Source organism: Escherichia sp. WS1265, from assembly GCF_046487585.1.
In the GTDB taxonomy this organism is placed as follows: domain Bacteria; phylum Pseudomonadota; class Gammaproteobacteria; order Enterobacterales; family Enterobacteriaceae; genus Escherichia; species Escherichia coli.
On sequence record NZ_JBJQJE010000008.1, the window covers coordinates 100,184 to 122,175 of the forward strand.

Here is a 21,992-nt window from a genome sequence, read left to right on the forward strand (position 1 = left end):
TCATGCCGGGCAAAAGTCACCAGTTACGTTTATGCCACTGTCAACTGCTGAATTTTTTTCTCGCGGCGGATTTTGCGTTCTTCCATCACCGCCACTATCGCCATCAGGCAAATACAACCAATCGCGGCGATATCAAGTGCGGCGAAGGTGCCTGCCCAGCCGGTAAGGCCGAATACCGGCGTCCCATCGGCAATCATTCCCAGACCTAACTTGGCAAAGCTGTCGCCAATCAGGTAAGCGAAGGTGCCTTTAATACCATCGGCAGCGCCAATCGCTTTTTTAGGTACAAAGCCAACAGCAGCCACACCAATCAACAATTGCGGGCCAAAGACCAGGAAACCCAACGCAAAGAGAGAAGCCAGATAGATATATTGATTGCTGGCATGTTGATACACACCGAGCGTGGCGATAATCAGCGCCAGCGCGATGCAGGCCACCAGGCCACGGCGACCGTTCGCCAGGTCAGAGAGCCAGCCCCACAGCAGCGTACCGACCAGCGCACCAGCTTCAAACAGCGTAAAGCCCTGAATCGCCACCGCTTTAGAGAGTTTCAGTTCCTGGAACGCATACACGGTTGACCACTGGTCGATACCAATACGCACCACATAGAGGAAAATGTTGGCGAAGCACAGCAGCCAGATCACTTTGTTTTTCAGCACATACTCAACAAAGATCTGCCACTTGGTCATATCGGTAGATTCTGTCTCTTTATCCTCTTCACTGATCTCCTCGCCAAACAGCTCTTCAGCTTTGCCGAGGCCATAAGATTCCGGGGAGTCGCTGCCGTAACGCAGGCCGATAAAACCGACAATCAGCGCGATAATCGACGGGAAAATAAACATGCCGATGACATGACCATCGAACAGGTAATTTGCGCCGAACAGTGCCACACCAGCTGCGCCTGCACCGCCAAGGTTGTGAGAAATGTTCCAGAAACCGAGGAAGGTCCCGCGCTTACGACGCGGCGTCCATTTGGTGATGGTGGAGTAACTGCACGAACCGCCGGTGCTCTGGAAAAAGCCGCTTAAGGCGTAGAAGGCAATCATCAGGAACAGGCTAACCGAGCCGCTGCCCATACTGGCACTGAAGCCCAGCATACAAATGGCAGACAGGATCAGCATGAACGGCAGGAATTGTTTGGTATTTTTGCCGTCGGCGTAGTAGGAAACCAGCGTTTTACCCACGCCATAAGTGATGGAGAAACCCAGGCCGATCATCCCCAGCTGCGTCATGCTCAACCCGTAGGTCGAGATCATGTCGTTCTGCGCGATGTTAAAGTTCTTGCGAATCAGGTACATCGTCAGGTAGCCGATAAAGACCACCAGGTAGGATTGCATGAACGGTTTGAACCACATTTTGCGCCGCACTTCGAGCGGAAGGTCCAGGGTCGGCTTGCGAACCTGGTTTAAGAAAGCCAGCATGGGTTACTCCTGATTTCCCTTCATACTTCAAGCCGCAGGTGCCTTAGCTGCACGCATTCCTCCCGGTCACATAGTTCACTATGCTCCCGGGACTCACGCGTTTGCTGCGTTCCTGCAACTTGAATTATTTTGGGAAAGAATTAATGAATGATGGCATTGTAAAAATCAGCAGCAAATCAGGCCTGAGATAGCGTCCAGGCAAAACCTGGAAAATTTCTTAGTTTTGCCGGATATGAAGTGAAAAGGTGAGATGCATCACGCTTCGCGCGGTGTCTGGGCGTTCAAAAAGGGCAGTAACAGCAGTGCGGAAATCCCGGCGGCAATGGCGATAACCACAAAAAATCCGCTCCAGTGCCAGGTATCGAGCACTTTCGCCAGCGGCCAACCAGCAAGCGACGCCCCCAGATAAGCAAACAAGCCGACAAACCCCGTCGCCGCCCCTGCCGCCTCTTTGTGGGAACACTCTGCCGCCGCCATGCCGATTAACATCTGCGGGCCAAAGACAAAAAAACCAATGGTGAAGAAGCAGGTTGCCTGCATCACGTAGCTGGCAAATGGCATCAGCCACAGCGAGCCGACTGAAAGCAAAATTCCGGCAGCGAAAATCAAATTCATCGGCCCGCGGTTGCCGTTAAACAGTTTGTCCGAGCCCCAACCCGCTACCAGCGCACCGATAAATCCGCCCAGTTCAAACATCGTCACTGCTGTATTCGCCGTGACCAGATCGACGCCCAGCGTCTCGGACATATACAAATTGCCCCAGTCGTTGATCGCCGCCCGAACCACATAGACCAGCACATAGCAAAACGAAAGCAGCCAGATATACGGATTCAACAACACATACTTGGTGAGGATCTCTTTACGCGTCAGCCCTGCCCCTTCTTGTTGTTGAGCAATCTCCAGCGCATCGTGCCGCCATTCACCAACCGCAGGTAAACCTAACGCCTGCGGGCGATCGCGCAGCCGCCAGCAGAGAAAAATCCCCACGACTATCGCCATACAACCCGCAATCATCATTCCGGCACGCCAGCCGTAATGCAGTGCAGCCGCTGCCATCACAATGGGAATGAGTGCGCCGCCGACGTTATGCGCCGTGTTCCATAATGCCCACCAACCGCCGCGCTCGGTACGAGAATACCAGGCCGTTAACAGACGCGCACACACCGGTGAACCCCAGCCCTGGAAAAAGGCGTTCAGCACCCAAAGTACGGCAAACGCCCATAGCGACGTCGAGAAGCCAAACAGAATGTTGATGATGCCCGTGGCGATAAGCCCTATCCCCATAAAATAACGGGCATTTGAGCGGTCGCTGACAATGCCGGAGACAAACTTCGACACGCCGTAGGTAATGTAAAACAGGGTCGCTAACAGGCCGATATCGCTACGGCTGAGCACGCCATTAGCAAGGATTTCTGGTACAGCGGCGTTAAAACTTTTCCGCGTGAAGTAAAACAGCGCGTAACCCAGCCAGATGGTCAGCAGAATATGCCGACGCCAGTAGCGATAGCGGGCATCAATTTCATGTTTATCAGTCATTAATGGCGCATCGGCAGGCGCTTTCAGAAACGGCAACATCATCAAACCTTAGACATAGCGTTGAGGTAGAGAAACGCTGACACGCGTGCCATGCAGGCAGGAAATGGTCAATGTGCCGCCCAGCGCCGTTACGCGCTCGCGCATTCCGGTGAGGCCAAAACCTTGTTGCCCGGAACCCGGCGGCAAACCGCTGCCATCGTCTTCAATCACCAGCATCAACCGTTCATCCTGCTGCCAGCCTTGCAGGGTGACCGCGCTGGCATCAGCATGTTTCACAATGTTGTTCAGCCCTTCCTGGCAGACACGAAACAGCGTCACGCGCTGGTTTTCGCTTAACGCTGATTCATCGATTCGCCATTCGAGATGGCTGACAATGCCGCGCCCTTCCAGCTCCATTTCCCGCATTAGTGAGCGGATGGCCTGCTCCAGGGTGAGATCATCCAACTGGCGCGGACGTAACCGCCCTAACAAACGGCGCACCGCGTCGTAAACGCCCAGCGACAGTTGTTCGATGAGCTGCCCGCTCTGCTTCACACTGGCGTTATCTGCCGCCAGCCGCTGGACAATGCCCGCCTGAGTACGAATGGCAGTGATAGTCTGGCCGATATCATCGTGCAGCTCACGCGCCACGTCGCGGCGCACGCTCTCTTCAGTTTCTAACAAACGTTCAGCCAGATGCTGATTGCGCGCTAGTTCCTTTTGCAGCGACTGGTTAAGTTCACGCAACCGCTGGATGCCTGCGCCCAGTAACAGCCCTGTCAGACTTTGCACCAGCAGCGAGAGCAATAAATCCACCGAATGATCGCGCCAGGTTTGACTGGCGATCAGCGCGATGGCGTTCATCAACGTCGCAATCAGCGCCCCTTGCCAGCCGTAGTGCCAGGCCAGCGCGATAATCGGCAGCGCCAGACAGAATGGCGTAAAGCGCGACAGTTCGTCCGGCAATCCCAACTGGAGCCAGAGACTAATAACAAACAGCAGCAAGTACCAGACCAGATGCCGCCCGCGCCAGTTGATTGGCTGAGAAACCAGTGACGGCCCGAGCGGCAGCCAGGTGTTATTGGCGAGATAGTGCCAGAACACCAGACATATCGGGGCCAGCGTCAGGCCGCCAGTTAAAGTCAGCAACAGCGCATTCCACGACTCTTTGCCGTGCCAAAGCCAGGGCAGCGACTGCAACAACGCCGCCGCCGTCAGCGCTGCCCCCTGTAACAGCAGGGTGCGCCAGTCACGTTGATGGCGATAGCGCGAGATCAGCGCCACGGGCAATAACGTCAGTAAACTACCGATCATCAATAAGGAGAAATGGGTTAACCCGACCGCCTGCGTTAGCCAGTAAATCAGCAGCCACTCCGCGCCCAGCAGCACCGGCCAGTATCCGCGCGGGCATTGCAGCATTAGCCCCAGACGCAGACCAAACGGAAATAACAGCACCGCCATATCAGGGCGCTCAACCAGGTGCAGGCTGATGCTCCACAGGCAAAACCATGCGGCAGAGAAGATAAAAAAGCAGGCAATAACGGTAATTAAGCGGGAGAACAACGTCTTCATCACCAGCCATCAAACATACGGTGCGCCAGTTCAACGTCGTTACTGACGCCCAGTTTTTCCATCAGATTGGCGCGATGGACGTGTACCGTTTTCGGTGACAAGCCCAGTTCGGCGGCAATCTCTTTCACCGCCATTCCTTGCGCCAGTTTTTCCGCCACCTGGCGTTCACGTTTGGTTAGCGGGTCCTGGCGACCGGATGCCAGTTTAATGGCAATATCCGGCGTCAGATAACAGCCGCCTGTGGCAACCGTATGCACCGCAGCAATCAGTTCGTCAGGGCTACAACGCTTGGAGAGAAAGCCGCGCGCCCCCGCGTTAAGCGCCTGCTCAACCAGCGCCGGACTGTCGTGAACGGAGAGCATAATCGTCGCCATACCTTTCGGCAGCTGGCTTAGCAGCTCCAGACCGGAGATATCGGGCATGGAGATATCGCAAATACACACCTGCACACCGCGCCCCGGCAGCCCCGCCAGCGCCTCGCGCCCCGAACCAAACTCGGCAACTACTTGCAAATCAGGTTCCAGCCCCAGCAACTGCGCAAAGCCGGAGCGGACGATGAGGTGATCGTCTATAAGGGCAACGGTGATCATGATTGGGTCCTGGCGGATAAAAAACGCGCATACCTTAACGATAAGCGCGATGTTGTTCAAGTTGGATATGGGGTATGTATTGGCTTAATGATGTTGAGCTTATCGTCAAAACGCTTACCAGAGAGGTAAGCGTTTGGTGCGTGTTATTGAGAAAAAGCGAATTATTTGTAGGTTGCAATCGTAATATTGCCTGAGATATTTCTCCTTAGATTGCGGACATCATTTTCAGCGTCGTTATGGATAATATTTTCGCCTTTAGTGGTATAGATATAATTAGCAACATCAAAGGTGTCATTCGCGTTATTTACGACTGCTCCTAAGACGCAAAGGGTTTGTGTGAATCCGTATTCTGAGAAATCGACATGCTGATGGTAATTTCTACCATTCAAAGCAACAAAACTCGGACAAACATCTATTGTATCGCCAACAGACGTAGCGGCGCGACGCACATCAAGTGCAGCGTTATCATTAGCAACATGAAATGCTTGTGAACAGGCATAAAACAAATTTCCAATCCCGGTACGACTGGATAAACAAGAAATAATTTTTGCTATTTTTTCTGGCTTTATACCATCCTGCACTAAAGAATCTCTCACCAGATGACATTCATCAGGTGTGAAAAGAGCTTTCTTGAATATTTCCTCATAAAAATCATAAGAAGGAGATTCAGAGAGAGTGAGAGATTTGGTGGAATGTGATGAATCTGTAATTTTTTTGCGAAGTAATTCACTTATAGTGCCGTTTATTTTTTCACCACAACATAAAACAAATGAACTTCCCTCCAGAACTTGTCTTTCTACATCTGCAAGGAGTGAGCTAAATTCTTCCTCACGAAGCTTAAGGTTTTTTATAGATGATTGATGTAAATACTTTTCTGGAATTAAATCTTTTTGTTCCCTTAAAAGCTCTATCATTCGGCATTCGATTTGCCTATCAAAAGAGTATTTCATGTCATAGTTATTTTTAGCAACTTCCAGCTTAAGAGTATTTGCAGCAACTGTTAATTCTGAGAGTTGTTCTCTTTCCTGTTGATCATGTTGTGATAAGAGCTGCAAAAACTCTTGTGCGTGAGGCCCTGAAAATACCCTGACTTCCTCATGCTTTATACTTTCAGTTTTACCATTTTTTTTCTTATGATATTCACGATACAATTGGGTTTCTTTAAAACTGTCACTACCGAGTTGTTCAATTTTGACATAACTATCTAAACCCGTTACAGCAATCCATATTTTATTATTCGAATCCTGAGATTCAGGTGTAACATGAAAATAAGGGATGAATTTAGAATTAACCTCATAACGATAAAGATGCAATATTTCCAGCAGATGAGTTAATATATTTACAAATGATTCTCTAAAGCTTACCTTCACGGGTTCTGTTGGTACTGTTCTGCAATTGTCAATCAGACCACTTTTTTTCATTACGTCAATGTTAGAAAAATCTACATTAAGATCACGCTTAATACTCTTATTTAAATTTTGCTGTTTTTGGTGAAACAGAACACTCTGTTTAACTGGATTGGTGGTTACGCTATAAGTTCCCATAATAACCTCATGGTTTTTCTCAATATTCATATATACAACTTTGATATTATTCAAAGCATTAATATTAGCGCCACAATTGGTCATAAAGCGACCTCCATGTGCCAGTTCGTTAAGAAAAATGCAATAATACTGGAGCTTATTTTCCGAACGATTTTCCCAATGCAATTGCATCACTAACACTACTTATTCACTATCAAAAATCGCTCATTTTTTCAAAAAGACTGTTTACACACAGACGGTTAACAATACGCGTTCACCTTAATGATAAACGCGCTTCATCAAGAAAAAATCATAAATCAGCAGTTGTTGCGGCAGCGGAAAATGTAAAAGCGACTTTATCTATTTTGGAGTTTTCTTTGTCGACCATACCGGTAGTGAAATAACGAGCACACTGAAGTTTAACTTCATTTTCAATTTTATTAACCGCCATCACATACATCTTCTGACTAAACCCATTTATAGTAAAATCCATTTCATTAAGATACTTTCCAGACCCAAAAAAAGAATTTCCTGATTTTTTTAAATCCACTGTTGGTGAAATGAAAGTATCAATACTTTTTGAGAGTAACTCGCGAACATCTTGAGATGTATGTTGTAAGCAAGTCTGATAGCCTTGTGCGGAAGAATAATAAAAACATGCAATCCCCTGAGGACTGGCTAAGCAAGCGATTATTTCATCAATCTTATCATCCGTAATATTACCATTTGATTGTTTTAATAATTCTCTTACCCGAGCACATTCATCATCATTAAAGCAAACCTGTGCAACCAATTGTTCAGGTGTCTTTTGACTATAACTTAGATCTTTTTCAATCATTTCAATTTTGCTTGCAAATATTTCAAGAATATCTTTACTTAACTCAACACCACAGCAAGTTATTTTTGCAGCACCACTTGGTTTAGTTTGTTCTTTTATACATCTATGAGCATCCATAGTCACAGAGTGTAAATAATTCTCAGTAATATCAATTTTTTCCTGAACAGGTAAATGCCCCTCATCTTTTTGAATTCGCAGGTTTAATAAATCATATGTATTACTCAAAATTTCTGCAGGCATTTCGTAATTACAATCCGCATTCATCAGAACAATACTATTAACTAATTTTTTCCTCAAAACCATATCAGCAGAATGTGTTTCTAACGCAGCAGTTTTTTCAGACAGCGACTTGATAATAGTCGCCACAGCCACTCCAGAATATGATGTTTCTTTTACTGTTTTTTTTGTATTTTTTTCACCGGCGTCATACTGTATAACTTTAAAGGCTTTATCACCTGTTTGTTTGATTTCGGTATATTCGTTCTCTCCAGTTGCCGCCATCCAGGTACGATTGCCATTATTTTCCGTGCCTGGCATAGGGTGGAAATAGTCAAGAATATCGGTGTTAACACTCCGAGAACCGGACATGATATTTAGTATTAAGCGCTTTATTTCCTGCAACATCCATTTTGCAAAATTACTGCCAGGTGAATATTTTCTCTCATTATTTGTAATATCAAGCTCAGCAGCGATATTTATATTTTTATCCAAAAAGGTGGAAGGGCAGAGATTTGCCATCATTATTCCGCTGTTTATAGGGCTTGCCATAATATACCTCTCGATGAACCATTAATTAATAGAATGCTGGTCATGACCACTGGTATATACAGCAATCAGAATTTAACACCATCGCTGGAAATTTTAGCCCTAACTGTCCCCCCCAGGTTACCGGTGCAGCGACTTAAATTAACGTCCTGGGCTAATAAATTGTGCCTGAGATGGTCTCTGGCACAATTTCACCCTATATATCTGAACGGATCTATCAAAAATCGCTCATCAGTAACTCCCCCGAGCGGTTTAATGTCGCTCCTTACTGAAAAAACACTGCAATCTTGTTAAACATCGTCGGATCGGACTGATTACGCTGCACTTTCACCACATCCTCCAGCTTATCGATTTGGCTTATCATCTGCTCCAGACGCTGGTCGTCATTGACCAGTAGCCAGATATGGCTTTTGTCGCTGTCCTGAATCGGCAGGCAGAGAATGCCTTCGACGTTAAAAGCGCGACGGGCAAAAAGGCCACAAACGTGGGTCATTACGCCCGGATGGTTGCGAACGGTGAGTTCGAGAATCACGTTGTCATGAGTTGTGTTTTGCATGGCTTATTCCCCCACCATTTCAGTATTCGCCGCACCTGGCGGCACCATCGGGTATACTTTTTCTTCGGCATCAATACGCACATGGATCAGCGCCGGACCTGGTCGATTGATGATTTCCTGCAATGCAGCCTGCGGATCGGCTTCGTTATTCAAATCACAGGTTTCGAGGCCGAATCCGGCGGCAATCTGCATAAAGTTGATTTTTCCCGGATAGGTAGCGGCAAAAACGCCCTGCTTGTAGAACAGACTCTGTTGCTGATGTACCAGCCCCAGCGCTTCGTTGTTCATCAGAATGATTTTGACATCCAGCTGATTTTCACTGGCGGTCGCCATCTCCTGAATATTCATCATCAGGCTGCCGTCGCCGGAGAAACACAACACTTTGCGATCCGGGTTCGCCAGCGCCGCGCCAATGGCCGCAGGCAGACCAAAGCCCATCGTGCCCAGCCCACCGGAGGTCAGCCACTGGCGTGGGCGATTGAGCGGATAAGCCTGCGCGGTCCACATCTGATGCTGACCCACGTCGGTGGTGATAATCGCATTGTCATCGACACAGGCGGCAACGGCGTTGATCAGGCCGTAATGGCTTAATGGATCGCACGCTTTCGGGATTGGACACGGGAATTCGCGCTGCAAATCCGCTACCAACTGGTGCCACTCTGCACGCGGTTGCGCTTCCACCTGCGGGATCAGCTGCGCCAGCACGTCATCAACATCCGCCTGAATCGCTACGTGCGGCTGCTTGATTTTACCCAGCTCTGCGCGATCGATATCGACATGAATAATTTTCGCATTCGGACAGAACTGCTCGGTTTTGCCAATCGCCCGGTCATCAAAACGCGCGCCGAGAACAATCAGCAGATCCGCCTCCTGCAAGATATAGTTGGTGCTGCGCACACCGTGCATCCCCAGCATACCCAGCGACAACGGATGCGCTTTTGGCAACATGCCCAGCGCCATTAAAGTCATGGTGGTAGGCAGCTGCGCTTTCTCCGCCAGTTCACGCACTCGCGCAGGCGCATTGATCACACCGCCGCCCAGATAAAGCACCGGGCGTTTGGCAGCATTAATCATTGCCGCTGCGTCACGAATGCTTTCTTCGCTAAAAGCGGGTGCGGCGGCTTTTTCTGCCATAGCGGGCTGTGCTTCAATCTCAAAAACGGCCGTTTGCACATCCTTAGGAATGTCTATCCACACCGGGCCAGGGCGGCCTGATTGCGCAATACGAAAGGCATCGCTCATGACCTGCGGGAGTTCTTCGATATGTCTGACCAGATAGTTGTGTTTGGTGATGGGGATAGAGATGCCGTAGGTGTCCACTTCCTGGAAGGCGTCGGTGCCGATCATCGAGGCGGGAACCTGACCGGTGATGCAAATCAACGGGATGGAGTCCAGCCGCGCATCGGCAATGGCGGTCACCAGGTTAGTCGCGCCCGGCCCGCTACAGGCCATACAGACCGCCGGTTTACCGTCGGTGCGCGCCATTCCCTGAGCGATAAACCCCGCGCCCTGTTCATGGCGAGCCAGAATATGGCGGATTTGCGTGCTTTGGCTTAAGGCATCGTAAACAGGCAGGATAGAACCGCCCGGAATGCCCGTCACAATCTTAATGCCCTGCTGTTCCAGGAAATGAACGATAAATTCTGCGCCGGTAAAGCGCTTACGCGTTGATGTTGTGCCCGAACTTGCCATGCTCCAGTCCTTTTCTTCTGGGCCGACTTTCCGGGAGGTGCTTAAACGAAAAACCCCGCCCGGTTTGCGCCGGCGGGGTTTTGGAATCGTGTGTTGTTCCAGTCCCTACGGCGCATTGCCGACGACCACCACCACACGCACGACGACCACTGCGGCGGATGGCGCAGTTGGTAGTAGTTTTGCGTTGAACATGGAAGTAGTCATTGGGGACCTTGTTGGTTTTGTGTTTAACAATATTTATACAAGCACAGCTTTACAGGGGAGACAATGGAAAATTTTTCAGCAAGGGAAAATTGAGGGGTTGATCACGTTTTGTACTGAATTGCAGGTAACAAAAAACCCCGCCGGAGCGAGGTTTCGTCAGTCGCCTGCGGCTGGTAACCGCAAAGCACACTGTATTATGTCAACACTGAAAGTATACGTGTTCCGCGCAGAACGCGCAATTTCGGCACGAATTTTGACGTATTTAGTGCATAGTTGAGTATCGATCATAGTTTGCGTTTTGTCCAAATATTACTGTTTATTTATACAGTAAACTTCTATAATATCACTGTACGCAATGTGTTATGTGGGGGCCGCATCGTTACCCGGCGCACTAAGTCCTGGCTGAAACGGGTGGTGCCGTCAGCGCCTTAACCCCGCGTGAGCACACTGTGTTATGTCAACAAGCACAACGTTTCTCCTTGAGATACCGCGTGCACAACAGCTGGCAACAGGCAGCGGAAAGGTACGTCAGCTGGCAGTGCTCCTGAACCACAGGAGACGCGTATGAGCCTGGTGGATATCGCCATTCTTATCCTCAAACTCATTGTTGCAGCACTGCAACTGCTTGATGCTGTTCTGAAATACCTGAAGTAATTCAGATTCAAGTCGCACCAAAGGGGAGCGGGTAACCGCTCCCCTTTCATATTTAGCGTGCGGGTTGGTGTCGGATGCGATGCTGATGCATCTTATCCGCCCTACCATCCCTCCCGGCAACATTTATTGCCGCTTTTGTTTACATATTCTGCCGCTAAACAATTCCCCATTCCTGGCGTATATCTGGCTAACATTTATCAATGTGATAGATTCCTCTCCCGCATTTATGGGAATGCGTAGTGACTTATTCTAATTATTTTTATAAAAGCATCCGTGATAATGAAAAGGCATAGAAACGTCAATTTGTTATTGATGTTGGTATTACTCGTGGCCGTCGGTCAGATGGCGCAAACCATTTATATTCCAGCTATTGCCGATATGGCGCGCGATCTCAACGTCCGTGAAGGGGCGGTGCAGAGCGTAATGGGCGCTTATCTGCTGACTTACGGTGTCTCGCAGCTGTTTTATGGCCCGATTTCCGACCGCGTGGGCCGCCGACCGGTGATCCTCATCGGAATGTCCATTTTTATGCTGGCAACGCTAGTCGCGGTCACGACCTCCAGTTTGACGGTATTGATTGCCGCCAGCGCGATGCAGGGCATGGGCACCGGCGTTGGCGGTGTAATGGCGCGTACGTTGCCGCGTGATTTATATGAACGGACACAGTTGCGCCACGCTAACAGCTTGTTAAACATGGGGATTCTTGTCAGTCCGTTGCTCGCACCGCTAATCGGTGGTCTGCTGGATACGATGTGGAACTGGCGCGCCTGTTATCTCTTTTTGTTGGTACTTTGCGCCGGTGTGACCTTCAGTATGGCCCGCTGGATGCCGGAAACGCGTCCGGTCGACGCACCGCGCACACGCCTGCTTACCAGTTATAAAACGCTTTTCGGTAACAGCGGTTTTAACTGTTATTTGCTGATGCTGATTGGCGGTCTGGCCGGGATTGCCGCCTTTGAAGCCTGCTCCGGCGTGCTGATGGGCGCGGTATTAGGGCTGAGCAGTATGACGGTCAGTATTTTGTTTATTCTGCCGATTCCGGCGGCATTTTTTGGGGCATGGTTTGCCGGACGTCCTAATAAACGCTTCTCAACGTTGATGTGGCAGTCGGTTATCTGCTGCCTGCTGGCTGGCTTGCTGATGTGGATCCCCGACTGGTTTGGCGTGATGAATGTCTGGACGCTGCTCGTTCCCGCCGCGCTGTTCTTTTTCGGTGCCGGGATGCTGTTTCCGCTGGCGACCAGCGGCGCGATGGAACCGTTCCCCTTCCTGGCGGGCACCGCAGGCGCGCTGGTCGGCGGTCTGCAAAACATTGGTTCCGGCGTGCTGGCGTCGCTATCAGCGATGTTGCCGCAAACCGGTCAGGGCAGCCTGGGGTTGTTGATGACCTTAATGGGATTGTTGATCGTGCTGTGCTGGCTACCGCTGGCGACGCGGATGTCGCATCAGGGGCAGCCCGTTTAAGCGCACATCACCGCAGCATCGTCATCAGCTCCATGGGAGAACGATGCTGCTTTATCAGATCACGCATCACCCGCATATGCGGTGCGGAGTAAGAATAAAACGCCTGATAGCCCGCACATAGCACGCTGTCTGGCGTCTCCTCCCGAGCGTGCGGACACAGCCGATGCCAGTCGCACGTTTGGCAGTCACGGCGCGAGTGCGGGTTTTCGCTGCCACACCATTTTTGTAGGGTGGCGTCAAAAAGCTCAATCGAAATACGACTGATATCTGCCCGCACCCAACACTCAAACAGGGTAATTAAAAATTTCCCCCACAGCTCTGCTGTCACCGAAGCGGCCGTCAGATCGCCCCGGTCATCAAATTCAAGATGGGGAATGAGCTGTACGGAGCGGATACCCCGTTGTTTGAAATTGTGATAAAAATCGGCAGGTTGCAGAGCATCCTTGTACTCTACAACCAGTTTATGCCTGTCCTCTTCAGCATCAATGACCTGACTTCCTGTCATGCGACTCTCTCAATAAATACGATAAGTTGATGTATATGCGTTACAGCAAACAGTATTGCGAGAGATAACACCGCGAGGGAGATCAAAAATTTGTCACGGACTACGTGAAATTGGGAAAAATCGCTATTCGTGACATCCATTAAATTGCGATTACGGGTGTAGTGCCAGAGGATCAGCGCCACGATGGTGAGAATGCCAATCGAAATCCAGAATAACATGCCCGCCTGGTGCCAGTTGTGTTTGATAGCCAACGCCATCAACGCGCCGTAGCCCAGCATGGTACGAAACCACGCCAGTGATGTACGCTCCGGCTGCAGCCCTGGGTCGGCAATGCGTCTGGCTTTGCGGCTATCCGGCATACAACACCAGTCCCATGACGATCACCGCCACGATCATCAATATTAAACTGATGATTAATAAGCTGTTGGTATAGGGCAGGTCCTCTTTCAGACGCATCGCTTTTTCATTGCGTAACCAGCGCAAGTAGCCATACATCGCTAACCCGCCGGAAAACAGACACAACAACAACGCCAGCAGTTCGCGAATGACGGGCGTGGCGAAATCTGGCGCAAGTTGGTCAAGCCCAACCCCCGCCGCCAGAAATCCTAGTGCGGTACGGATCCACGCCAGAAAAGTACGCTCATTAGCCAGCGAGAAGCGGTAATCGGGCGCTTCTCCGAGGCGGGAAATTTTCATTGTTGCTCCTTTGCAATTTCACTAACGCTCTATCTTTAGCGATTTTTTTAAGAATTTCGTCCGCCCGTTTCCTGATATGCTTTTGCCATCCGCTACAAGGAGGTCAGATGGGTATCATAGCGCAAACTAAAATCAGTTCATTGGGCATGCTGTTCGGTGCCATCGCTTTAATGATGGGGATTATCCACTTTTCATTCGGCCCTTTTTCCGCACCACAGCCAACGCTTGAAAGCATCGTGGCGGATAAAACGGCTGAAATTAAAAGAGGTCTTCTCGCCGGAATAAAAGGCGAAAAAATTACCACCGTGGAGAAAAAAGAGGACGTGGATGTCGATAAAATCCTCGATCAAAGCGGTATCGCACTGGCCATTGCTGCGCTACTTTGCGCATTTGTTGGCGGTATGCGTAAGGAAAATCGCTGGGGCATTCGCGGCGCGCTGGTTTTTGGCGGCGGGACGCTGGCTTTCCATACCTTGCTTTTTGGTATCGGCATCGTGTGCAGCATTTTGCTGATATTCCTTATCTTTTCCTTCCTGACCGGCGGTTCGCTGGTTTAAGCAGCCTGAATAATGCCCGCCGGGTGATCATCAGCGGGCATTATCGTCAGAACTTCTGTTTTTTCTCTTCCACCTTCACCCCTTGTGTCGGTAGGCCGGTGTCATAGTCGCGTACTACTGGCGAATAGCCATCTTGTGGGCGTGGACGAAATGCCCCCATCCAGCGCGGCTGTGCATCTTTACGCCACGGACGCAGGCTCCATTGATAACTGCGGAACGGATCGCGAATTTTGTCCATGTAATCCAATAAGGCGTCATGCATTTTGCTGCGAACGTCTGCAAAACGGATATCATCGATCAGGTTATGCATTTCATTTGGGTCATTACGGCGATCGTAAAGTTCATCACTGGTGAAGAGGTTGAGCACCAGTTTAAAGTCATCCGTCACCCAGCAACGCACCGGAATAAAACCGCCAAAGCTGTCATGCTCAATCTCGTAGCGGTTAAATTCCACCATTACGCCGCGTGGCTCTTTCACGGCAAGGATATTTTCCCCCGGCAGAATCTCTGGTTTTTCAATATCTGCCAGCGCCATCATTGTCGGCAGTAAATCGATATGACTGACTGGCGTATCGACCTGTCGCCGCTCCCCTTGCGGCGAACGGATGATCAGCGGAATACGGGTGATGTCGTCATACATCGCCGCTCCTTTACTGATCAGCTTATGTGCACCCATCATTTCACCATGATCGGAGGTATAAATGACCCACGTATTTTCACGTTGCTCTGGCGTTAAGGCATTGATGACCCGTCCGATTTGGTCATCAACAAAGTCATTACAGGCAAAATAGAGCGGATGGTGATAAAGCCCGTCATCACCGACTGGCGATGGCATCGCCTGCGCCCATAAGCGGTGATGTTCCGGTTTGTTAGCCAGGTCATCCTGTGCTTTCTCGCCCAGCTCGTAGTAAAAATCAGCGTATTTCTCTAAATACTCCACCGGACAGGTGAACGGGTGATGCGGCTCATCATACGAAACCACCATCAGGAAGGGTTCCTCGGCGCGCGCGGGCTGTTGCAGAAAATCCACCGCTCGATTGCTGATGCGGTGCGCCCAGGTGAAGGTTTCGTCAATATGGTTCGCCTGTAAATCTTCGACGCTGTTTAGGCCATTGCGCCACAGGCTAATCTCTTTTTCCGTCAGTTCGCTAAGATAGTTCGCCCCATCGAACCAGTAATCAGCGTCCCACTCCGGCGGACACTCGCCAGTGCCGAAATAGTCATGACCGTCGAGATGCCATTTGCCAATGTAACAGGTGTGATAGCCCGCATCCTTAAAGTAGCGCCCCATGGTGGAAATGTTTTTGCCTGGCGCGACGTTGTTGGTCCACGGGCCGGACTGGTTAGCGTAGATACCGGTAAACAGCCCGGCGCGCGCTGGTGTACAAACTGGTGAACAGGTATAGGCGGAATTAAAGCGAATACTTTCCGCCGCCAGACTATCAATATTTTGCGTATTCAGCGGCTTACCGCTATAGCAACCGACCATATTGGTGGCCTGGGTATCGGTCATGATGAACAGAAAATTGGGGCGTTTCATAGGCTATCCTTCGCGTCGGGAGTAAAGGTTACGGCTGGGTCGTGACGATGCCGCCAGCTGTCAAAAATCAGGTAGACAATCACTACGGCGGCAATGAAATAACTGATCATCGCTAACCAGCGCGTACCGTAGCCGCCGAATTCAGCCAGCCCGGCATAGACGCCAATCATCGCGAACAGGATACCCATTGACGCGATCTTGACGTTTTTCCACGGTTTCATGTCCACCGCAAACGCATCTTTGAAGGTGAACGGCGTGGCGCGCGGTTTGATAAAACCGATCACCAGCATCACTACCACGTTGATACAGAACGTACAGGCCAGCACATAGAGGAAATGGAAGTCGAACTTCACCAGATAGTTGATGGTGATGTAGCTGATTATGCCAATCCCCATCGCCACTTTTGCCGCCAGCGCCGGAATGCGCGGGAAGAAAAAGCCCATAATGATGATGGTAACCAGCGGCACGTTGTAAATACCGTTGAGCTGTTTCATCCAGCTATACAGCCCCTGCGGCGCGTTGGCGATCCACGGCGCGACCAGCACCGAAACGATGGCGATAAAGAAACCAAATTTGCGCCCGACGGTGACCAGCTGCTGCGGCTCGGCATTCTGGTTAATGATGCGACGGTAAATACCCATACTGAATAACGTACTGGCGCTATTCAGAAAGCCGTTGAAGGTACTGATCACCGCACCAAATAACACCGCGCCGAAGAAACCCACCAGTGGCACTGGCAGAACGTTATTGACCAGCGTCGGGTAGGCCATGTCGGCTTTCGGTAGATCCTGATACAGATGAAACGCAATCAACCCTGGCAGTACCAGTACCAGCGGGTCGAGCATTTTCAGCACCGCCGTTAACAGCGCCCCCTTTTGCCCTTCCGCCAGGCTTTTTGACGCCAGCGTGCGTTGCACGATGCCCTGATTTGTACACCAGTAAAAGGTGTTCACCAGAATTAAACCGGTAAATGCCGCGCCAATCGGCAAGGGATCGGTCGGGCCACCGACTGAGTTTAATTTCTCGGCGTGAACGGTGGTAATTTGCTCAATGCCCTGCGTAAAGCTGCCCTTGCCCATCGCGATCAGGCCAAATACCGGTACCATCAACCCGCCAATAACCAGCCCAATACCGTTAATGGAGTCCGCCACTGCCATTGCGCGCAGTCCGCCGATTACCGCATACAAAATTCCCGCCAGACCAAGCAAAATAACCAGTAGCCAGATAGCCGCGCCGTGGGAAATTTGTAACGATTCCCCGACGTGAAACAGGCTGTTGAGCGCCAACGCGCCGGAGTAGAGAACAATCGGCAGAAAGCAGACGCCGGTGGCAATGAGGAAGCAGAAGTCGATGATAATACGCGTCGTTTTATCATAACGTTCCTCCAGAAAATCGGGGATGGTGGCAATGCCGCGCTTCAGATAGCGCGGTAAAAAGATTAGCGCGAGGAAGATCAGCGTCACCGCTGAAGTCACTTCCCAGCCCATCACCGACATGCCGCTTTTGTAGGCCTGCCCGGAAAGGCCGACCAGTTGTTCCGTGGAAAGGTTGGTTAACATTAACGAAGCGGCAATAACCGGCGCTTTTAGTGATCGTCCGGCAAGAAAATAGCCTTGTTGCGATCCGGTATCTGCTTTACGGACCTTCCACCAGGTGATGACCGCCACCAGCAGCGTAAAACCGACAAAACTCAAGATTTGTAACGAATTCATCTCATAGCCCTTATTTATGTTTATGTCCCGGACGCATGAATATAGGGAGAGGTAAAATGCGTCGGGTCAGGCAGTCAGATTCTTAAAATACAAACATCGTATCCCTGAACGGATTGTTTTCTGTTAAGTTCAGGTTGTGAGCATAATTCGCCGGAGGGATATTAAAATGAATGGAAAATTGCAAAGTTCGGATGTAAAAAACGAAACTCCGTACAATATTCCCTTATTGATTAACGAAAATGTGATCTCCAGCGGAATTTCTCTGATCTCGCTCTGGCATACCTACGCCGACGAGCATTATCGGGTGATCTGGCCGCGGGACAAGAAGAAACCGCTTATCGCCAACTCATGGGTTGCGGTGTATACCGTACAAGGATGTGGGAAAATTATTTTAAAGAATGGCGAACAAATAACTCTGCATGGCAACTGTATTATATTTTTAAAGCCAATGGATATTCACTCTTATCACTGTGAAGGTTTAGTCTGGGAACAGTACTGGATGGAATTTACCCCCACCAGTATGATGGATATTCCCGTCGGTCAGCAAAGCGTTATTTATAATGGCGAAGTTTATAATCAGGAACTCACCGAAGTTGCTGAATTAATTACTTCACCAGAAGAAATAAAAAATAATCTGGCAGTCGCTTTTCTGACGAAAATTATTTATCAGTGGATTTGTCTTATGTACTCAGACGGTAAAAAAGATCCACAACGGCGGCAAATTGAAAAACTAATTGCCACTTTACATGCCAGTCTGCAACAACGCTGGAGCGTAGCTGATATGGCTGCCACGATCCCCTGTAGCGAAGCCTGGTTGCGTCGTCTGTTTTTACGCTATACCGGCAAGACGCCGAAAGAATATTACCTCGATGCACGTCTGGATCTGGCGCTATCGCTATTAAAGCAACAAGGGAACTCGGTTGGCGAAGTCGCTGATACGCTCAACTTCTTCGACTCCTTTCATTTCAGCAAAGCCTTTAAACATAAATTTGGTTATGCGCCGTCAACTGTGCTGAAGAATACGGACCAGCACCCAACGGATGCCAGTCCACACAATTAACGTAACTCTGGCCAGTACGCTTTGTTGGCCTCCAGCAACTCATCCAGAATAGCTTTGGCGACCGCGGCGCTCGGTACCGTTTTCGACAACGTAATCGCCTGCCACAGGTGCTGATATGAACGCTGTTCCCAGGCGTCCACGACCAGTTTTTCCACCGCCACTTGCTGACTCATTAACCCTTTCTGAAACTGCGGGATATCGCCGACCACCAGTGGTTCTGGTCCGTTGTGCCCGACCAGACACGGGATCTCGACCATCGCTTCATCATCAAAGTTATGGATTGCCCCGTTGTTAGGCACAATCAGCAACATCCGCTCCTGAGTGTTGAAGGCAATTGCCGCCGCCAGATCGACGATGTATGACGCATGTTCGTCAATTTCCAGCTTGCCCGCCGCTGAATTTCCTGCCGCCGTAATGGCGCGGCAAGCATCGAAAACCTGTTTCTCGCGATGTTCCATCACCTCATTCGCGCGGGTATGTTCAGGGTTGGAATGCTGAACGACATAATCCGGGAAGAGATAATATTTCAGATAGGTGTTCGGCAATGTATCCGGGTCCAGTGCCTGGACATCCCGCGCTTTTGCATAGGTGTCGTTCCAGCTCGCTTCAGTATGTGTATCTTGCTGCGGTGGAACATAACCGTGCTTAGAGACATATTGCCGCAGCTGGGGCATCAGGTCGTTGCCCTGCAAATCTTCAATTGATGTCCACCAGCCAAAGTGGTTCAGGCCGTAGTAGCGCACGCGCATCTGTTTGCGATCTTGCAGCCCAACAATTTGCGCCATCCGGCTTTCAATACCGATTGGCATGTCACAGATGTTGAGGATTTTCGCATTCGGGCGCAGACGACGCGTGGCTTCTGCGACAATGGCTGCCGGGTTGGAGTAGTTGAGCATCCAGGCATTTGGTGAATATTTTTCCATATAATCCACCAGTTCCAGGACGCCGCCAATGGAACGCATGCCGTACGCTATTCCGCCGGGTCCGCAAGTTTCCTGTCCAACAACGCCGTGGCGCAGCGGGATTTTTTCATCCAGTTCGCGCATCGGGTATTTGCCGACGCGGATGTGCGCCATGACAAAATCAACGTCGCTGAACGCCACTTCAGGATCGGTGGTGTAACTAAACGCAATGTCCGGCGCTTTCTCTTTAAGGATGACTTTACAGGCTTCAGCAATGACTTCCTGCCGCGCGCCATCGTTATCATAAAATTTCAGTGCACGAAGCGGGAAACGGTCCTGATTCGCCAGGAGCATCAACACGATGCCTGGCGTAAAGGTGCTTCCACCGCCTGCGACAACCACTGAGAATTTGGTCATTATACTGCCTCCGTAATGGCAACATTTTCTGCTGATTGATGAGAATTAATTAAGCTATCGAGCTGTTCACGTAGCTGGGATACATGCAGACCAATGATCACCTGAATGGCATCGCCACTACGGAAGACGCCGTGCGCTCCCAGCTTTTTAAAGACTTCGTCATCCAGCGTTTGTGACATGTCATGCAGTGCAATCCGTAGACGCGTCGCGCAATTGTTGATGCTGGAGATATTGCCGACCCCGCCCAGGGCTTGCAGGATACCGGCAGCCTGATCCAGCTCTTTTTTTGGCTCTGCCGCGGTGGTTTGGCCTCGCGAGGCTTTATATTCGGCTTTTGAGTAGAGTTTCACTTCCGCATCTTCACGTCCCGGCGTGCACATGTTGAACTGCAGAATCAGGGTGCGGAAAACCACGAAGTACAGCAGGGTAAAGCACAACCCAATGGCGATTTGGGTCAGCATCATATCCGCGTGGTTGCTGAACATCGGGATCCAGTTTTGCGGTAAAACCTGGTCAATCAAACCACCGCCCATGTTGCCCACCACACCAAAGAGATACATTACGGTCGACATTGAGGCCGCCAGCACGGCGTGTACTGCAAACAGCAACGGTGAAATGAACAGGAAGGTAAATTCCAGCGGTTCGGTAATTCCCACCAGCATGGCGGTTAAGGTTGCGGGAATCAGCAAGCCCGCCACTTTTACCCGATTTTCCGGTGCGGCAGTGAAGTACATCGCTAAAGAAATGCCCACGGCACCAAAGATTTTTGAGTTACCGTGCAGGGCAAAACCGCCTTCCGGGAACAACGATTTCAGCGGCTCGGCGCTCAAACTGAACTCTTGCAGATGCTGCGCCCAGTACATCTGAATGCCGCCTTCAACAGCTGCCGGACCAAAGATAAACGGTCCGTAGATGAAGTGGTGTAAACCGGTTGGGATCAGAATACGTTCGAGGAAGGTGTAAACCCAGACCCCAAGCGCACCCGCCGAACGCAGGAACGCTTGCAGAGATTCAATCCCCATTTGTACTTTTGGCCAGCCGAGCAATGTCAGCCAGGCACAGGGGATCATCACCAGGAAGGCGATAATCACCACATAAGACGTCCCCTGGAAAATGCCGAGAAAAACCGGCAGTTTTTTATCGAACAGACGATTATGCAGCGCCGTCACAATGCCGGAAATGATAATTGCGCCGATAATGCTGGTATCGAGGGTTTTAATCCCGGCCATCATTGTCAGACCGCTACCTGCCACCGCGTCCTGAGTGAAATCGACGCCGAAGTAGCTTCCCCAGGTCATTCCCATCGCGTTGATGAAATAGTTCCAGGTCAGGAAACTCACCATCACCGCCAGACAAGCACGCCCCTGCGCTTGCTTAGCAAGGCCAATGGGTAAACCGACAGCAAAAATCAGCGGCATATTACGGAATACCGTCCAACCGCCCTCTTCAATAATGTGTACGATTTGCGCGAACAAACTGTTTGGATCGGTCAGTGATTCCCCGACAAACATCGGGTTTTGCAGCAAGATGGCAAGACCCACCACAATCCCGGCGAAGGGAAACAGCAGCACTGGCGTGAACATCGCGCCGCCAAAGCGTTGAATTTGACTGAGCATTTCCACATCCTCTTTTCTCAATTCTGTAAGTAGGAAGCCTGATTGGTTATGCGGCAGGCCTGGAGCGAGGATAGGAAGATGCGATCGGCAGAACATGACGACCCAGTGGGATTCGTGATCGCTTTCATGCTTTTCGTTGGGCGGTAGAGATCTACGTTTTCGCAAAAAAGTAGACATCTGTGAGCACTGGTAC

At 50.3% G+C, this 21,992-nt stretch carries 21 protein-coding genes; 4 read left to right on the plus strand and 17 right to left on the minus strand.

The window, feature by feature from the left end; genetic code table 11:
* Positions 1-29 precede the first annotated feature (29 nt).
* The 9 genes from uhpT to ivbL all read right to left on the minus strand — a co-directional run bounded on the left by uhpT (position 30) and on the right by ivbL (position 10,676).
* A complete protein-coding gene (uhpT, locus tag ACJHX3_RS10170) occupies positions 30-1,421 on the minus strand; it encodes a hexose-6-phosphate:phosphate antiporter (protein ID WP_000879199.1) in 1,392 nt (463 codons plus the stop codon).
* A 255-nt stretch (positions 1,422-1,676) separates the two neighbouring features.
* Positions 1,677-2,996: an MFS transporter family glucose-6-phosphate receptor UhpC gene (gene uhpC / locus ACJHX3_RS10175; RefSeq protein WP_001301991.1), complete on the minus strand. Its 1,320-nt coding sequence runs from the start codon at positions 2,994-2,996 to the stop codon at positions 1,677-1,679.
* 9 nt (positions 2,997-3,005) lie between these two features.
* Complete coding sequence (gene uhpB, locus ACJHX3_RS10180) at positions 3,006-4,508, minus strand: signal transduction histidine-protein kinase/phosphatase UhpB (RefSeq protein ID WP_001469012.1); 1,503 nt, start codon at positions 4,506-4,508, stop codon at positions 3,006-3,008.
* Positions 4,508-5,098, minus strand: a complete 591-nt coding sequence (uhpA, locus tag ACJHX3_RS10185) for a transcriptional regulator UhpA (protein WP_000633667.1) — start codon at positions 5,096-5,098, stop codon at positions 4,508-4,510. Before uhpA ends, uhpB begins: the two co-directional genes overlap by 1 nt.
* A 161-nt stretch (positions 5,099-5,259) precedes the next feature.
* Positions 5,260-6,519 carry a hypothetical protein gene (locus tag ACJHX3_RS10190; protein ID WP_227467295.1) on the minus strand — a complete coding sequence of 420 codons (1,260 nt, stop codon included), beginning with the start codon at positions 6,517-6,519 and terminating at the stop codon, positions 5,260-5,262.
* Positions 6,520-6,931: 412 nt separating this feature from the next.
* Positions 6,932-7,414 carry a hypothetical protein gene (locus tag ACJHX3_RS10195; protein WP_140427138.1) on the minus strand — a complete coding sequence of 161 codons (483 nt, stop codon included), beginning with the start codon at positions 7,412-7,414 and terminating at the stop codon, positions 6,932-6,934.
* Positions 7,415-8,489: 1,075 nt separating this feature from the next.
* Positions 8,490-8,780 carry an acetolactate synthase small subunit gene (gene ilvN, locus ACJHX3_RS10200; RefSeq protein ID WP_001181706.1) on the minus strand — a complete coding sequence of 97 codons (291 nt, stop codon included), beginning with the start codon at positions 8,778-8,780 and terminating at the stop codon, positions 8,490-8,492.
* 3 nt (positions 8,781-8,783) lie between these two features.
* Entirely contained in the window at positions 8,784-10,472 is a 1,689-nt protein-coding gene (ilvB, locus tag ACJHX3_RS10205) for an acetolactate synthase large subunit (protein WP_000168458.1), read from the minus strand.
* 105 nt (positions 10,473-10,577) lie between these two features.
* Positions 10,578-10,676: an ilvB operon leader peptide IvbL gene (gene ivbL, locus ACJHX3_RS10210; protein WP_001312198.1), complete on the minus strand. Its 99-nt coding sequence runs from the start codon at positions 10,674-10,676 to the stop codon at positions 10,578-10,580.
* Positions 10,677-11,240: 564 nt separating this feature from the next.
* Between ivbL and tisB the strand changes: the two genes are divergently transcribed.
* A complete protein-coding gene (gene tisB, locus ACJHX3_RS10215) occupies positions 11,241-11,330 on the plus strand; it encodes a type I toxin-antitoxin system toxin TisB (RefSeq protein WP_000060506.1) in 90 nt (29 codons plus the stop codon).
* Between the two features lie 123 nt (positions 11,331-11,453).
* Here the strand turns inward: tisB and ysdE are convergent, their stop codons facing one another.
* Positions 11,454-11,528, minus strand: coding sequence for a protein YsdE (gene ysdE, locus ACJHX3_RS10220; RefSeq protein ID WP_211180519.1), 75 nt, complete (start codon positions 11,526-11,528; stop codon positions 11,454-11,456).
* Positions 11,529-11,609: 81 nt separating this feature from the next.
* Here ysdE and emrD point away from each other — a divergent pair, with 81 nt between their 5' ends.
* Complete coding sequence (gene emrD, locus ACJHX3_RS10225; protein WP_001604975.1) at positions 11,610-12,794, plus strand: multidrug efflux MFS transporter EmrD; 1,185 nt, start codon at positions 11,610-11,612, stop codon at positions 12,792-12,794.
* A gap of 7 nt (positions 12,795-12,801) precedes the next feature.
* Here emrD and ACJHX3_RS10230 read toward each other — a convergent pair whose 3' ends face one another.
* The 3 genes from ACJHX3_RS10230 to ACJHX3_RS10240 are packed head-to-tail and all read right to left on the minus strand — an operon-like array spanning position 12,802 to position 13,995.
* The gene (locus ACJHX3_RS10230; protein WP_000148049.1) at positions 12,802-13,299 is read right to left on the minus strand and encodes a radical SAM protein; all 498 of its coding nucleotides are present in this window, start codon (positions 13,297-13,299) and stop codon (positions 12,802-12,804) included.
* Complete coding sequence (locus ACJHX3_RS10235) at positions 13,296-13,658, minus strand: DUF202 domain-containing protein (RefSeq protein WP_001113437.1); 363 nt, start codon at positions 13,656-13,658, stop codon at positions 13,296-13,298. The genes ACJHX3_RS10230 and ACJHX3_RS10235 overlap by 4 nt, the downstream gene beginning before the upstream one ends.
* Entirely contained in the window at positions 13,648-13,995 is a 348-nt protein-coding gene (locus ACJHX3_RS10240; RefSeq protein WP_000703955.1) for a YidH family protein, read from the minus strand. The genes ACJHX3_RS10235 and ACJHX3_RS10240 overlap by 11 nt, the downstream gene beginning before the upstream one ends.
* A gap of 107 nt (positions 13,996-14,102) precedes the next feature.
* Between ACJHX3_RS10240 and yidI the strand changes: the two genes are divergently transcribed.
* A complete protein-coding gene (gene yidI / locus ACJHX3_RS10245; RefSeq protein ID WP_000511310.1) occupies positions 14,103-14,552 on the plus strand; it encodes a protein YidI in 450 nt (149 codons plus the stop codon).
* A gap of 46 nt (positions 14,553-14,598) precedes the next feature.
* Here yidI and ACJHX3_RS10250 read toward each other — a convergent pair whose 3' ends face one another.
* The gene (locus tag ACJHX3_RS10250) at positions 14,599-16,092 is read right to left on the minus strand and encodes a sulfatase-like hydrolase/transferase (protein ID WP_000828513.1); all 1,494 of its coding nucleotides are present in this window, start codon (positions 16,090-16,092) and stop codon (positions 14,599-14,601) included.
* A complete protein-coding gene (locus tag ACJHX3_RS10255; RefSeq protein WP_001087125.1) occupies positions 16,089-17,804 on the minus strand; it encodes a solute:sodium symporter family transporter in 1,716 nt (571 codons plus the stop codon). The genes ACJHX3_RS10250 and ACJHX3_RS10255 overlap by 4 nt, the downstream gene beginning before the upstream one ends.
* Before the next feature lie 166 nt (positions 17,805-17,970).
* Here ACJHX3_RS10255 and ACJHX3_RS10260 point away from each other — a divergent pair, with 166 nt between their 5' ends.
* Positions 17,971-18,864 (plus strand): helix-turn-helix transcriptional regulator, encoded by an 894-nt coding sequence (locus tag ACJHX3_RS10260; RefSeq protein WP_001469010.1) that lies wholly within the window; start codon positions 17,971-17,973, stop codon positions 18,862-18,864.
* On the opposite strand, the gene ACJHX3_RS10265 is transcribed toward ACJHX3_RS10260, so the two are convergent.
* Positions 18,861-20,183 (minus strand): 6-phospho-alpha-glucosidase, encoded by a 1,323-nt coding sequence (locus ACJHX3_RS10265; RefSeq protein ID WP_000160110.1) that lies wholly within the window; start codon positions 20,181-20,183, stop codon positions 18,861-18,863. The genes ACJHX3_RS10260 and ACJHX3_RS10265 overlap by 4 nt on opposite strands.
* Entirely contained in the window at positions 20,183-21,799 is a 1,617-nt protein-coding gene (locus ACJHX3_RS10270) for a PTS sugar transporter subunit IIB (RefSeq protein WP_000952127.1), read from the minus strand. Before ACJHX3_RS10270 ends, ACJHX3_RS10265 begins: the two co-directional genes overlap by 1 nt.
* Positions 21,800-21,992 lie beyond the last annotated feature (193 nt).

Excerpts from the sequence above, each read along its gene's own strand:
- uhpT (WP_000879199.1), bottom strand. The coding sequence starts at position 1,421 with ATGCTGGCTTTCTTAAACCAGGTTCGCAAGCCGACCCTGGACCTTCCG.
- uhpC (WP_001301991.1), bottom strand. The coding sequence starts at position 2,996 with ATGTTGCCGTTTCTGAAAGCGCCTGCCGATGCGCCATTAATGACTGAT.
- uhpB (WP_001469012.1), bottom strand. The coding sequence starts at position 4,508 with ATGAAGACGTTGTTCTCCCGCTTAATTACCGTTATTGCCTGCTTTTTT.
- uhpA (WP_000633667.1), bottom strand. The coding sequence starts at position 5,098 with ATGATCACCGTTGCCCTTATAGACGATCACCTCATCGTCCGCTCCGGC.
- ACJHX3_RS10190 (WP_227467295.1), bottom strand. The coding sequence starts at position 6,519 with ATGAAAAAAAGTGGTCTGATTGACAATTGCAGAACAGTACCAACAGAA.
- ilvN (WP_001181706.1), bottom strand. The coding sequence starts at position 8,780 with ATGCAAAACACAACTCATGACAACGTGATTCTCGAACTCACCGTTCGC.
- ilvB (WP_000168458.1), bottom strand. The coding sequence starts at position 10,472 with ATGGCAAGTTCGGGCACAACATCAACGCGTAAGCGCTTTACCGGCGCA.
- ivbL (WP_001312198.1), bottom strand. The coding sequence starts at position 10,676 with ATGACTACTTCCATGTTCAACGCAAAACTACTACCAACTGCGCCATCC.
- tisB (WP_000060506.1), top strand. The coding sequence starts at position 11,241 with ATGAGCCTGGTGGATATCGCCATTCTTATCCTCAAACTCATTGTTGCA.
- emrD (WP_001604975.1), top strand. The coding sequence starts at position 11,610 with ATGAAAAGGCATAGAAACGTCAATTTGTTATTGATGTTGGTATTACTC.
- ACJHX3_RS10230 (WP_000148049.1), bottom strand. The coding sequence starts at position 13,299 with ATGACAGGAAGTCAGGTCATTGATGCTGAAGAGGACAGGCATAAACTG.
- ACJHX3_RS10235 (WP_001113437.1), bottom strand. The coding sequence starts at position 13,658 with ATGCCGGATAGCCGCAAAGCCAGACGCATTGCCGACCCAGGGCTGCAG.
- ACJHX3_RS10240 (WP_000703955.1), bottom strand. The coding sequence starts at position 13,995 with ATGAAAATTTCCCGCCTCGGAGAAGCGCCCGATTACCGCTTCTCGCTG.
- yidI (WP_000511310.1), top strand. The coding sequence starts at position 14,103 with ATGGGTATCATAGCGCAAACTAAAATCAGTTCATTGGGCATGCTGTTC.
- ACJHX3_RS10250 (WP_000828513.1), bottom strand. The coding sequence starts at position 16,092 with ATGAAACGCCCCAATTTTCTGTTCATCATGACCGATACCCAGGCCACC.
- ACJHX3_RS10255 (WP_001087125.1), bottom strand. The coding sequence starts at position 17,804 with ATGAATTCGTTACAAATCTTGAGTTTTGTCGGTTTTACGCTGCTGGTG.
- ACJHX3_RS10260 (WP_001469010.1), top strand. The coding sequence starts at position 17,971 with ATGAATGGAAAATTGCAAAGTTCGGATGTAAAAAACGAAACTCCGTAC.
- ACJHX3_RS10265 (WP_000160110.1), bottom strand. The coding sequence starts at position 20,183 with ATGACCAAATTCTCAGTGGTTGTCGCAGGCGGTGGAAGCACCTTTACG.
- ACJHX3_RS10270 (WP_000952127.1), bottom strand. The coding sequence starts at position 21,799 with ATGCTCAGTCAAATTCAACGCTTTGGCGGCGCGATGTTCACGCCAGTG.